The sequence below is a fragment of the Gelidimonas denitrificans genome (assembly GCF_055694065.1).
The window spans coordinates 2,484,797-2,497,666 of the sequence record NZ_CM146350.1 but is presented as its reverse complement, the minus strand read 5'-3'; the positions used below and the strand labels follow the sequence as shown (position 1 = coordinate 2,497,666).

General features: G+C 51.3%; 14 protein-coding genes. 4 read left to right on the top strand and 10 right to left on the bottom strand.

Features of this window, described 5'->3' with window-relative positions:
* Position 1 precedes the first annotated feature (1 nt).
* From FKCLFG_RS11645 to FKCLFG_RS11605, 9 genes are all read right to left on the bottom strand, one after another.
* Positions 2-1,570, bottom strand: a complete 1,569-nt coding sequence (locus tag FKCLFG_RS11645; RefSeq protein WP_472613254.1) for a cytochrome ubiquinol oxidase subunit I — start codon at positions 1,568-1,570, stop codon at positions 2-4.
* Complete coding sequence (gene cydP, locus FKCLFG_RS11640; protein WP_472613253.1) at positions 1,557-1,838, bottom strand: cytochrome oxidase putative small subunit CydP; 282 nt, start codon at positions 1,836-1,838, stop codon at positions 1,557-1,559. The genes FKCLFG_RS11645 and cydP overlap by 14 nt, the downstream gene beginning before the upstream one ends.
* A gap of 495 nt (positions 1,839-2,333) precedes the next feature.
* Positions 2,334-2,636 carry a 2Fe-2S iron-sulfur cluster-binding protein gene (locus tag FKCLFG_RS11635; protein WP_472613252.1) on the bottom strand — a complete coding sequence of 101 codons (303 nt, stop codon included), beginning with the start codon at positions 2,634-2,636 and terminating at the stop codon, positions 2,334-2,336.
* A gap of 113 nt (positions 2,637-2,749) precedes the next feature.
* Positions 2,750-2,941 carry a Thivi_2564 family membrane protein gene (locus FKCLFG_RS11630; protein WP_472613251.1) on the bottom strand — a complete coding sequence of 64 codons (192 nt, stop codon included), beginning with the start codon at positions 2,939-2,941 and terminating at the stop codon, positions 2,750-2,752.
* Positions 2,942-3,012: 71 nt separating this feature from the next.
* Positions 3,013-3,165 carry a hypothetical protein gene (locus FKCLFG_RS11625; protein WP_472613250.1) on the bottom strand — a complete coding sequence of 51 codons (153 nt, stop codon included), beginning with the start codon at positions 3,163-3,165 and terminating at the stop codon, positions 3,013-3,015.
* Between the two features lie 176 nt (positions 3,166-3,341).
* Complete coding sequence (locus FKCLFG_RS11620; RefSeq protein ID WP_472613249.1) at positions 3,342-3,950, bottom strand: hypothetical protein; 609 nt, start codon at positions 3,948-3,950, stop codon at positions 3,342-3,344.
* A 74-nt stretch (positions 3,951-4,024) separates the two neighbouring features.
* On the bottom strand, positions 4,025-5,887 hold the full coding sequence (locus FKCLFG_RS11615; RefSeq protein ID WP_472613248.1) for a site-specific DNA-methyltransferase: 1,863 nt from the start codon (positions 5,885-5,887) through the stop codon (positions 4,025-4,027).
* Between the two features lie 85 nt (positions 5,888-5,972).
* The gene (locus FKCLFG_RS11610; protein ID WP_472613247.1) at positions 5,973-6,266 is read right to left on the bottom strand and encodes a DUF6471 domain-containing protein; all 294 of its coding nucleotides are present in this window, start codon (positions 6,264-6,266) and stop codon (positions 5,973-5,975) included.
* Between the two features lie 688 nt (positions 6,267-6,954).
* On the bottom strand, positions 6,955-7,140 hold the full coding sequence (locus FKCLFG_RS11605) for a CsbD family protein (RefSeq protein ID WP_472613246.1): 186 nt from the start codon (positions 7,138-7,140) through the stop codon (positions 6,955-6,957).
* Between the two features lie 330 nt (positions 7,141-7,470).
* On the opposite strand from FKCLFG_RS11605, the gene FKCLFG_RS11600 reads away from it, so the two are divergent.
* Positions 7,471-8,688, top strand: coding sequence for an extracellular catalytic domain type 1 short-chain-length polyhydroxyalkanoate depolymerase (locus FKCLFG_RS11600; protein ID WP_472613245.1), 1,218 nt, complete (start codon positions 7,471-7,473; stop codon positions 8,686-8,688).
* Positions 8,689-8,707: 19 nt separating this feature from the next.
* Here FKCLFG_RS11600 and FKCLFG_RS11595 read toward each other — a convergent pair whose 3' ends face one another.
* Positions 8,708-9,739, bottom strand: coding sequence for an NADP-dependent oxidoreductase (locus FKCLFG_RS11595; protein WP_472613244.1), 1,032 nt, complete (start codon positions 9,737-9,739; stop codon positions 8,708-8,710).
* A gap of 341 nt (positions 9,740-10,080) precedes the next feature.
* Between FKCLFG_RS11595 and FKCLFG_RS11590 the strand changes: the two genes are divergently transcribed.
* From FKCLFG_RS11590 to purU, 3 genes are all read left to right on the top strand, one after another.
* Positions 10,081-10,662: a bactofilin family protein gene (locus FKCLFG_RS11590; RefSeq protein ID WP_472613243.1), complete on the top strand. Its 582-nt coding sequence runs from the start codon at positions 10,081-10,083 to the stop codon at positions 10,660-10,662.
* Positions 10,663-10,946: 284 nt separating this feature from the next.
* Positions 10,947-11,804, top strand: coding sequence for a type IV pili methyl-accepting chemotaxis transducer N-terminal domain-containing protein (locus FKCLFG_RS11585; RefSeq protein WP_472613242.1), 858 nt, complete (start codon positions 10,947-10,949; stop codon positions 11,802-11,804).
* A gap of 146 nt (positions 11,805-11,950) precedes the next feature.
* Positions 11,951-12,817, top strand: a complete 867-nt coding sequence (gene purU, locus FKCLFG_RS11580; protein ID WP_472613241.1) for a formyltetrahydrofolate deformylase — start codon at positions 11,951-11,953, stop codon at positions 12,815-12,817.
* Positions 12,818-12,870: the final 53 nt, after the last annotated feature.

Here is a 12,870-nt window from a genome sequence, read left to right as displayed (position 1 = left end):
CCTAAGCTTTGGATGGTTCAAATTGTTCAAAATAGTACTTGCCGGTATGCAGGCTGCTCGGTCCTTGCCGTGCATACTTGAACATCAGCATCAGTTCGATGACCAGCAGCACCGTGTAAAAAGTCATGAAACCGGCCAGGCTGAAATATAGGTCAGACGGCTGCAGCGTCGAGGCCGACAAATGGGTTGGCAGCACGCCGGAAATGGTCCACGGCTGGCGGCCGTATTCCGCCACCATCCAGCCAGTCTCGATTGCCACCCACGGTAATGGAATACTGAACAGCGCCAGTTTCAGCAGCCAGCGCTGCTGCGCCAGCCGCTTGCGGATCAGGTAATAGAACGAGGCGCCGAAGATAAACAGGAACAGCACACCCAGCGCCACCATCAGGCGAAAGCCGAAGAACAGCGGCGCGACTTTCGGGATCGTATCGTCGACCGCCATCCGGATATGCTGCGGTGTGGCATCGATCACGTTCGGCGTGTATTTCTTCAGCAGCAGGCCGAAGCCGAGATCGCCTTTCAGTTGCTCGAAAGCGGCCCGCGCTGCTGGCGATTTATCGCCCGACTTCAGTCGCGTCAAGGCGGCGTAAGCGCGCATGCCATTGCGGATGCGCGCCTCATGCTGCAGTTTCAGATCCTTGATGCCGGTAATCTGCTGGTCGGTTGAGCGGGTTCCGATCAGGCCCAGCAGATACGGAATCTTGACTGCATAATCGGTGCGCTCGGTCTTGTTGTTGGGTAGGCCAAAGACTGTAATCGCAGCCGGCGCCGGCGCGGTCTCCCATTCGGCCTCGATTACAGCCATTTTCACCTTGTTGACTTCACCGGCGGTATATCCCGATTCGTCGCCCAGCACGATCACCGACAGCGTTGAAGCCAGCCCGAAAGCGGCGGCAATCGCGAACGAGCGCAACGCGAACCCGGTATCGCGCGCCTTAAGCAGGTAATACGATGAAATGCCCAGCACGAATAGAGAGGCCGCCACATAACCAGCCGCCACCGTATGCACGAACTTCACTTGCGCCACCGGATTGAGGATCACCTGCGTGATGCTGACCAGTTCCATGCGCATGGTTTCGACATTGAATTCGGCACCGACCGGATTATTCATCCAGCCGTTGGCGATCAGAATCCATACCGCCGACAGGCTCGATCCCAGCGCCACCAGAAAGGTCACGCCCAGATGCTGCACCTTGGATAGCCGCGTCCAGCCGAAAAAGAATAGCCCGACGAAAGTCGATTCCAGGAAGAAAGCCATCATGCCCTCGACCGCCAGCGGAGTGCCGAAAATGTCGCCCACATAGTGCGAGTAATACGACCAGTTGGTGCCGAACTGGAATTCCAGCGTGATGCCGGTAGTCACGCCCATAGCAAAATTGATGCCGAACAGCTTGCCCCAGAACTTGGTCATGTCGCGATAAATTTCGCGCCCGGTCATCACATAGACCGATTCCATGATCACCAGTATCCACGCCAGACCGAGCGTAAGCGGAACGAACAGAAAGTGATACATCGCGGTGGCAGCGAACTGCAGCCGCGACAGGTTGACGACTGCTTCAATCTGAGCCATGTTGCGCCTTGGATTGGGGGTGGGACGAGGGGTTTGAATGCGCCGCGGGCGCATCTTCCCGTGCAGAAGAACCGGAAGATGCGCCCGCCAGCAAGCGTTGTTCCACCTGCGTGGCGGGCAGCAGCATGTGCTTGGCTTGCGGATGGGAAAAAAAGGCGTGCCACAAGGCAAATAAAATCGCGATCTTGAGCAGCAAGGCTAATGCAATTTCAACCGCCAGCGGTAAGCGTGTCAGTCGCCGCCAGCGCGGTGAGGCGAGCTTGGTCATCGGATTACTCCTTGACGTCATCCAGCACGGCGGTCTTGTCCTCGCTACTGCCGATAAACGGGCAGTGCGCATCCATTATTTGCGCTTTCTTTATCGAATTATTGAATTTTCAAGAATCAATAAAATTATGAGACGTTCATGAAATATTTGCTGGCGATCGGAATTTGCCAAGGTAATGGGCTACAGCATTGAATGAATATTCATATACTGTATTCAGTAAAATTTTATATTTCATATAAATACGCGGTGAATACATGTTTTTTAACCATACTCCCGTATTTTTGAAAATTTTGTAACTATTCATCCAGCATGCGAATTAAGAGCGAAGCGGTACTGTTTTGTAGATACGTTGTTCAAAATCAGGCATTTTCACGTTGAAACAACAGCGGCGTAGGTGCGAATGTATTCGCACCTACAAGCAAATGGCATCCCGATGTGGATTGTGGAGTAGCGCCGATATTTTTTACTGGCCACAGTGTGCATCGCACAGCGGATCTATCGGAAGGCAGTAAGCCGGACAGCGCCTGGCACATCAATGACAAGGTCCGATTCCGGATAGGCGACGCAGGGCAGAATAAAACCGTCTGCTTTTTCCTCAGCACTCAGCCCCGGCCACTCAATGCGGTAGCTGACGCGCCCGCTGAGAAGATGGCAAATGCAAGTGCGGCAGGTGCCGTTTCGGCAGGAACTGGGCAAGCGAACGCCGGCCAGTTGCGCCGACGCCAGCAACGGGTGTGAATCGGGGGCGTCAAATTCCCAGCCTTGCGACGCAATCACGACAGAAAAATGGGCACTCATGATGCAAGCCTTCGGCCAATTGGTTCGGGCTCGGATAGAGCGTCTGTTTGTGTGCGCCCAATGCCGTCCCGACGATAATCCGCCAAGATCGGCAAAAAGCACAACTTATCGTTTTACCAGCGTATCAGCGGCACAGTTACGCCTGGCAGAATGCCAGCCACCGACAGTATGATCAGAATTAACAAAATAATGAAAAGCACGCGCACGATTTGCCCAATCGGTGCCGGCAACGGCAACATGCCGATTAACCACCAAATCAATCCAAATACGACCAGATACACAATCAAGCTGATTATTAAGCTCATTTTTTTGCCTCTTGAAAGGTTAGAAAATTATTATGCCAACCTGCCTTGCTTACCGATTGCAGTTTCCATTCTTATTCCTGGACAGCGGCGATATCCGTAGGAAGCCCGGTTGCGCCGGGCGTCCAGCCGACGATGGCGAATGCCGTACCTGCACAGAATAAAACGATTAAGACTGTTGCAGTGATGAGGCGGGAAATGGAAAAATTGGTGGTGGTAGATGACATCGCGCATTCCCGTAATAGTTGGACTTTCTCAAACGCACCGCATATTGCTGTAGCGGTTGAGCAGATTTTGAAATCCCACTCAATGTAAAGATTGTCTACTACGATTCGCATCAGTTCCGTGTGATAGCGCACATAACCTGAATTATGCAGTCGCCGCACCAGGATTTAAGCGCGAATTACTTCAAGTAATGCAGCAATGAGTCCATTGATCTCGCTGTTCGCAGAGTTTCGACTGGCGCCTCTCTACCCGGTTCATGTTTATATGCGGCAAATTGCATCAGCTCGTTTTTAGTGAACCAACCGATAATCGCAGCCTGTTTCAACGACGGTACAGTCACGCGGCTTTCCTCGTTTTTCGGTTCCGTGGTGAGCCAGAAATACACTTGGATATTGATATCCCTGAGTTCGGATTTTTTCGTGGCTATCTTGCAGATATTTAGAATGCCATTCACATCCAATTTGAAGGATAAGGATGACTTCACGGAGCAAAATGCTTCAGACCCGTCAGTACACCTGAATACCCGCACATCATGACCGAGATCGGGTTGACCGGATTTCTTATCTACCGTGGATTCGGCGATTTTTCCCGCCCCCGTCAACCATTTGATGACCATTTGCTCCGCAACTTCCCCCATCAGAACGTTGATGAAGCGTTCCAGATTATCTCTTTCGTGCAAATCCTTTCTGTCTACGATATGCGCTGAAAGATGTTGCGCTATATCGATGCATGCATCCAGTTCAGCCTTGTTTAATTCCACATACGCCAGATCCGTATCGGCAATCATCGTTAGTATCCCGTCATCAGATCGATATTGAAAAATCTGCCAAGTTTATTTTTATCGGCGTCATGTGTTTCTCATCATGCATTCCTCTCGGAGTTCCTCCCGAATTTTTTAACGAGAAAATCAGGGATTTTTTCAAAGTTCACATGCTCTGACAATATCCGCTGCTTTAACAGTTCCGGCTGCCATGAATACACCACTACCGAAGACTGTTTTTCCATCAATTCAACAATAGTCTTTAAGGTTATTTCATTGACTTCTGGTGCATAGATCAGGCGAACCTGGTCTGTATCTGTCGATTGCACCGGATGATAAGGCGCAAAAGGTTGCAGGCCATAACCGTAAAATTGTTGAATGTAATGCCAGATCTGTTCATGTTGAATCTCAACGTGGAGGTGCCCAACATCGATGCGACGCGTAACGAGATATGCAAAATTTCCGCCAACGCCATCAATTGATTCTTGCTTTGTTTTGGTCTTGTAGGAATATCCGTCAATTGCCGCAATCAGTCGCTGGCGGGTAACATCGCGACATACGTTTTTTTCTGGATCAGACTCTGTTGCTTCGGTGGTCGATACGAGAATGAACTTTCTCTCATCATCGCTCTCTGCATTCAGCGCCAGTACCGCATGTCCTGTAGTTCCGCTGCCTGCAAAGAAATCCAGGACGATATCGCCGTCACCAGTGGATTGTTTTACCAGGTTCTTAATCAGGGATAGCGGCTTGGGATAGCTGAACGCTTTACTGCCCAGCATTTGTTGAATCAATTTCGTGCCTTCCTGCGTCATACCGGATTCCATAAAGGTCACGGCATTACCATGCGCAGATTTGTCCGACGGCGAAACGATCCAGGTTGACAGTGGTTTTTCTGTCCGTTTTACTTCGGATAAATTCCGCTTATAGCCAGGCGATCCATATCCAATCGGCTTATTCACCCAGAAATTCAGATATGCCTGATTCTCTTCATCGGAATCAAAAAGGTTTTCCCGTATGTATTGCGGCGAGGTGCCGGATTGAATTGCACCCATCAATTCATTGTGGGATGCATATTGAACGACCCTGGTTTCTTCCGGGAACAGCACTTTGTTATTTTTAATCAGTTTTTCTATGGTCGTCTTAGGCGCTTTTTTCCCTGGCTTTATAAACACTTCAGATATGGGGCCCCATACCCGCTGCGGATTGGCCGGATACCAGACGCCGGTGTCGGGATTTTGAATCGGGTAAAAAGAGTTCGGCCTGGCTTTATATGTATGCGCTTTTGTTAAGTCGCCGCGTTTCCAGGGGTCGGAAGATCCATCGTCATAATTGTTATAAGATGAAAAATCCTTGTCGATGCCTTGAAATGAGAATCCGGCGTTCGCATAACACAGCACGTATTCATGATCGGTGCTGGTGAAATAGCCAGTAGAATCATTGGCTCCGCTGCGGCGCTTCCAGACAAATGTGCCCACCCGCATATTAGAAAATACTTCATCCATAAGCACCGACAGATACCCATACTCACTGTCATCAATAGAGACGAAGATCACTCCGTCAGGGGTCAATAAATCCTTTGCCAGTGACAAGCGACGATACATGTATTCAAGCCATTTTGAATGCTTGAAATTGTCATCCTTATCAACGTAATTATCGTTGTATATAAAGTCTTTGTTACCGGTATTGTAAGGAGGATCAATATAAATGCACTTGACCCGCCCTGTGTAGGCTCTTTTTAAATATCGCAGGGCGTCGAAGTTATCTCCTTCAATGAGGAGATTATCGTAAGGGCTGGCGCCAAACGATAAGGCTGTGTCTAAATCCAGCGCAATAAAATCGTCATTCAAAGCACTTTCATGCTCATTGGAGTTACGTTCCCAATTTAAGCCGAGTTTCAGTTCTGCATCGCGCTGTTCAAGCAGGCTAATCAGCTCTTCTTGACTGAGGTGAGAATACTTTGACACTGTACATACTCCATTTTGATATTTAATTTACGTATTCGCTTTGGGAGAAAAATTATTCTTTAATCCAGAACTAGCCAACGCGTTTTTACAATCTCACATCCGTGACGCCCAACGCTTTCATGCATTGCATAAAAAAAGCAAAGCTGAATGCGCCACGATTGATTTTGTTGGCAATGCCCTTGTAGCTTTCTTCGATGCCGATTTTCTGCAAACGGCTGATCAATTCTTCATAGCCCAGCCCTGCGCGAGCCATTTCCGACTTGAGCAGGTTGGTCGCCAGTTGATTCCATTCTTCTTGCATGGCAAACCTCGCATGTTCCTTGAAAATAGTGAACATTCTACATAAAGAGGGATAAATCAACAAACAATTTTCAGTCATTACAAATGGGCGCGAGTTTCCTCTGTCAAGGCACATGTAAGCCTGAAGAACAAAAAAGAAGATGATATTGATCAGCCGCTTGGCTGGGGGGCAAGCGTCGTGCGTTCGTGATGTATCAGAGGTGCGATGTGATTGGCGACGCAATCATGGGGCAAACAAGACTATCGCATTCGTTATTAAGGCCGAAAATAAAGCATAGGCAGACCGGCCGCTGCATTCATGCAGAAAGGTTCCGTAATTTACACGGATGGAAGCGCTGCCTGCGATGATCGCGCAAACGGAATTTATAGCCTACTCATTGGGCTGTTGCGCTCGGTTAGCAACAGACGTTGGCTGGCAAACGCAGGTGCATTTCTGTCACTTTAATGTATTCAGTGCTTGCGCCTTGTATTGGATTTCACTGTTATGCGTATCAAATTCTCTATCCTTTATTTTTCGTGGATCGTTCTTCTCCGCTCAGACGTGCGTAACAGCAGTTTCTTAATTGAAAATTAAAATCAGAATTATGATTAATATAATGGTTCCGATGCCTATATACATTTGAATCTCCTTTAGATTCTATGCAACTTTTCTTCTTGTGGAACAACAATCTCGGAATTATTTTATAGAATGCTTCTGTTTTTTTTATTAATGAGATCAAACTTTATAATTTCTATTCAAAGATGGCTCCAATTAGACAATGCACTATTTAGGTAGGTTTCACTTTAGATTTGATTTTTTCTTCCACGTCGCCAACTGCTTTCTGCACTTTTCCGGTAATTTGTTTGTCCAGCCCTTTAGCTTGCTGCTTATCACTTCCAACCAATTTACCTGCTGCCTCCTGTGCTTTGCCAACACCTTCTTTTGCAGCGCCTTTAATCTGGTTTTTGTTCATGATGTTTCTCCTGTTTAAAACGTCAATGTGATGCTGTAATTGGGGCTAAGTCTGTTCGGTTCCGAACATAAGAAAATAAAATTCAGTGCGGTTTTATTTTACTATTAAATAAGCATTAACAGCACAAGAAGACGAGTCGCATTGTCATGCGGAAACTACTTGATCAATTCTCGCCTTATGCGTTTAGTGCTCTGAAATTTTCAGGCTTCGCTGGTATGCTTTATAACAAATGGAGGAAATAAAGATGATAATTTTTCTTTGCAGTATTAAATGTGAATACGCAATATTTATATATGGAATGATGTGCCGGCGATCTATTGCGAGCACGCGATGTTAAAGGGATTCAGCCGCTTCTGGCTGAACGGTTTGGCACGCGCGGGAAAAGTCCAGAGAAGCCAAGCCACAAAATTATTCAAGAGCATGCTCGTCAAGCCGAAACCCAAGGCAAAGCGCAAATCCAGGGCAATCAAGCGACCCAGCGCACCACTGGTGAGCACCACCAGGGCTGCTAATAAAGCGCGGGTGCCGGCGGCGCAAATAAATCCAAAAACGGACGCTGGATCGAGCCAGCCGCCCGGCAAATGGCTGGCTTCCTATTATTCATCCTTAGCCGATGGCGGGATGATGCCGCTGCGGCGGATGCGCTATTACTTGTACCTTCCCGATCAATTCCCGCTGCAGTCGGCGCGTGACCAACAAGAGCAAAAGACTTGGCCTCTGATCGTGATGCTGCATGGCTGCGAACAAACAGCGCCGGAGTTTTCGCAAGGCACCCGCATGAATCAGCGCGCCGGGCAAAAAGGTTACGCGGTTCTGTATCCGGAGCAATCCTTGCGCACGCATCGGCATCGGTGTTGGAAGTGGTACGACAAAGCGACCCAGGACGGTGGTGGCGACGTAAAAATGATCGTAGGGATGATAGAAAAAATAGCTGAAAAATACCCGATTGACAGGACGCGCATTTATATTTGCGGCATATCGGCTGGTGCGGCGATGGCTAATATTGTGGCGCTGAATTATCCGCACCTGATTGCCGCGGTCGGACTGCATTCAGGGCCGATGTTTGGCGCCGGGCATAGTCTGATCGGCGCCTATGGCGTGATGCAGCATGGCGCGAACAATCGTGTCGGTAGTGCCATCGCTGAAGTCTTTCATAAGCAACCTGAGTTTCCGGCTATGCCGACGATTCTGATCCAGGGGCAGGGCGATAGAATCGTGCGTCCGATCAATCAGGCGCAGTTGGTGCAGCAATCGCTGCTATTGAATCGCTTGGCGGCAGAGAGCGCGGCACCAGTCGTGGCCAAGCCGGCCGGGCGGGTTGGCAGCCGCAATCCGGGCCGCGCGTATGAAATTGGTGACTTTTATCTGCGCAAGAAACTGCTGCTAAGAGTTACCCGGATTGCCCACCTGGAGCATGCGTGGAGTGGCGGCGACGGCAGCCTGGCGTTCAATTCCCCGGCCGGGCCTGATGCCAGCAAGATGATGCTGGAATTTTTTGCGCGCCATCGGCGCGTCAACGCGCCGCACCCTATTTTTCGCAAGTCCTGATTAGCGGCACTGATGCGGTTTATTCCTGCGCCACCTGCAGCACCAGCTTCCCGAAGTTTTTCCCTTCAAACAGCATCAGCAGTGTTTCCGGGAATTTTTCCAGGCCAAAGACGATGTCTTCGCGCGTCTTAAAGCTGCCTTCTTTCATCCATTTGGCCATTTCTTTCATCCCGACCTGGTAGCGGTCGGCGTAGTCGAACACGACGATGCCTTCCATGCGGGCGCGATTGACCAGCAAGGAGAGATAGTTGGCCGGTCCTTTGACCGCGCTGGTGTTGTTGTATTGCGAGATCGCGCCGCAGATGATGATGCGGGCTTTCAGGTTGATCTGGGTCAGGACGGTGTCGAGGATTTCGCCGCCGACATTGTCGAAATAAATATCGACGCCGTTCGGGCAATGCTGTTTCAAACCGTCTTTCAACGCATCGTTTTTGTAATCGATGCAGGCGTCGAATCCGAGTTCATTGACTACGAAATCGCATTTTTCGCGGCCGCCGGCGATGCCGACCACGCGGCAGCCTTTGTGCTTGGCGACCTGGCCGACGGTCTGGCCGACTGCGCCGGAGGCACCGGAGACCACCACGGTTTCACCGGCTTTCGGCTGGCCGACTTCGAGCAGGCCGAAGTAGCCGGTCATGCCGGGCATGCCGAGCGCGTTCAGATATTTTGGCAGCGGCGCCAGTGTCGGATCGACTTTGTAGAAGCCGGCAGTCTTGTCGTCGGCTGCGCCGACCCAGTAGCTTTGCACCCCAAGACCGCCGCAGACGCTATCGCCGACCGCAAATTTCGGCGATTTGGAGGCGACCACGCGGCCGATACCGCCAGCGCGCATCACTTCGCCGATTGCGACCGGGCGGATATAGGATTTGCCTTCGTTCATCCAGCCGCGCATCGCAGGGTCGAGCGACAGGTAAAGCGTCTGGACCACGATTTCGCCATCGGCGATATCACGCACCACTTCGCTGGTAAATTGCCAGTCGCTTGGCTTGGGCATGCCGACCGGGCGAGCGGCAAGGTGATATTGTTGGTTTTGCAAGGCTGTGGTGTGCATGTTTAGTCTCCTCTAGTCAAAATTGTGGGTTTACTATAACGTAAATTTGCACGGTCGTTCTATTTTGAAAATGCGTAAAAACTCAGGAACTATTAACGCATATGACAGACAAACAGCAGTGCAGTTGCATGCTTGATATACTTGTTACGGGCCGCCACTCTGGTGCAGAGTTGCGTTGCTTGCGTTTGTGGAATCGATTTTTGCACCCACAGTATTAACGCAATGCGACGTAGCGATGCCAGAGTTGATAGCCATAATTCCCTAGCGTCCTGGATTGTAAATGCGTAGCGCAAACATGACAGGACACTTGCTAACCGTCCAGAGCCCCTGAAGGAAATGACATGCTTCGCTCCCAATCGCTTTTTGGTAAGCGCAATCCCACTAGCCCCGACAATTCTCCAGTCAGCAGCAGCAAGCTTAATTCACCTCTTGGTGCCGCCAGCGGCATTACCTCCGGTGGCAGCCTGAATATTCCCAGGGCGCCTAATGCTGTCAATCCAGTCTCCTCGACAACTTCGCACAATATGAACACTTCGAACGCCAGTACCAATGAAGTTGGCAGCAAGCTGATAGTCGGCCCGAACATCAAGCTCAAAGGGGTCGAGATCACCGATTGCGACACTCTGGTGGTCGAGGGTCGGGTCGAGGCGACGATGGATTCCCGCGTGATACAGATTGCTGAAAACGGCGCTTTCAAGGGTTCGGCGGAAATCGATATTGCTGAAATCCGGGGCGAATTCAATGGCGATCTGACGGCGCGCGTCAAACTGGTGATCTATGCCACCGGCAAGGTCACTGGCAAGATCCGCTATGGCAAGATTGTGATCGAAGAGGGTGGGCAACTGATCGGCGATGTGCAGGTCGGCGGCGCGTCCGCTGCATCGGCCATCACGGCGGTCAAGGAAACGGGCGCTGCCGTATAGCCATAACCCGCATAACCCGCATCAAAAATCGCGCAGTCTGGAAACAGGCTGCGCGATTTTTTACGTGCGCGAATGCATCAACGCCGGTTCGGTGCGCGGCAACGAAAGAGCCTTTAAAGCGCCGGCCGGGCTATTTCAACTTGTGTCGGATGGTGACGCGCGCTAAAATTTGCCCGCAAGAAATTTTAGAAAATGTTACATTTTTAGATAAAAACCGCATGTCGGGCAAAAAATAAATTGCTTTGGCACCGATCAAAAGCCTGATTTTCAATGCAATCAAGATTATGTTGCGACCCAATGTTCTGACCCTTGCAAGCCTGCTGTTATCGATTGGATGCATCGCATCGAGCTTACCGTTGCGCGCTGCTGCGGCGGAACCGGCATCTGCGTTTGGTGCGCACCAGGCTGCGTTGCCGTATGCCGGCGCACTGATCAATGAATCAGGCCGCTTGCGCTATTTGGCCGAGCGCATGGGCAAGGCGTACGCGCAGCAGGCACTGAAAATATTGCCTGAGAAAGCCCTTGAGCAGATCACGCAATCGCAAAAGCGTTATGAAGACGCCCTGCAATTTCTGGGCAAGGGTGCGCACACGCCGGAACTGAAGGCCGGACTGGCGACCCTAATCGAAATGTATGGTCGCTATGGTGTTGCACTCGGTAAGCCGGCCAGCAGAGATAATGTGGCCGCGGCGCACCAGATTACCGATGCACTGGTGGCGGCGGCGGATAAGCTGACCATCGCCTTTCAGCTGCAGGCAAACATCTCTACCGCTAAAATTGTCAACTTGTCCGGCCGCCAACGGATGTTGTCGCAACGCATGGCACGGCTGTATTTCGGCGCACTGCTGAACAATACCAAGCCTGATCTCGACAAATTTGGCCAGGAATTCAAGGCCGCGATGGCGACGCTCGAAGCGGCGCCCTTGTCCTCCGACGTAATCAAGCGTGAGCTTGCCTTGGCCAAAAACCAGTGGTTGTTCCTGGAACAGGCGCTCAATGGCGGTAGCGTTCAGAATACTGCAGCCAGGAATGTCGCCACCACCAGCGAGCGCCTGTTGGAAACGATGGACAATCTGACCGGCATGTACAGTCAGGCGCTCAAGGCAGTGCTTGGCCTGTCCGACGGCGTACAGAGGGCTTGAAGCCGCAGTCTGACGGTGCGGTTTTGCTGGCGGGTCCGGCGTGCGACAATAGACGACTACTGCGCGGCGCATGGGCGCCGCGATTTCACTTGTAACTTAAGTTTGTAATTAAGTTTATATCTTCAGTTCGCAACTACATCATCCTCATGTATCCCGAATATATTCTGACTCTGTCTTGTCCCGACCAGCGCGGGATCGTCCATAGCGTTTCCGGTTTTCTGGCCGATCACGGCTGCAACATCATCGATTCCGCACAATTTGGCGACGCCTTGTCGCAACTGTTTTTCATGCGAGTGCATTTCGCCGCCGAAGATGCCGGCGTCACCGATGCCGCGCTGCGCCACGGCTTCGCGGCGCTGGCGGCAACCCGGCACATGGATTTGCAATTATTCGATGCCCGCCTCAAGCCGCGCGTGATGCTGATGGTCTCGAAGATCGGCCATTGTCTCAACGATTTGCTGTTTCGTTACAAGAGCGGCCTGCTGCCGGTCGAAATCCCGGCCATCGTGTCCAATCATATGGATTTTTATCAGCTCGCGGCCAGCTATAACATTCCATTTCATCATCTGCCGCTGGCGCCGGGCGCATCCGAACAAGCCAAGCAAGCGCAGGAAGCCCGCGTGCTGGACCTCATGCAAACCCACCAGATCGACTTGGTGGTGCTGGCGCGCTACATGCAGATCTTGTCGCCGGCTTTGTGCGCAGCGCTCAAGGGGCGGGCGATCAACATCCACCATTCCTTCCTGCCCAGTTTCAAGGGCGCCAAACCGTATTACCAGGCGCATGAGCGCGGCGTGAAACTGATCGGCGCCACCGCCCATTTCGTCACCGGCGACCTGGATGAAGGCCCGATCATCGAGCAGGATGTGGCGCGGGTCGATCATGCGATGGATACCAGCACGCTGACCGCAGTCGGGCGCGATGTCGAATCGGTGGTGCTGGCGCGCGCAGTCAAGTGGTTCGTCGAGCACCGCATTTTGATCAACGGCCACAAGACGGTGGTTTTCAAGTAATTCTCACCGGGTGCGCCTAGCACCCGGCATCCCGCATCCCGCCTCCTATTTTT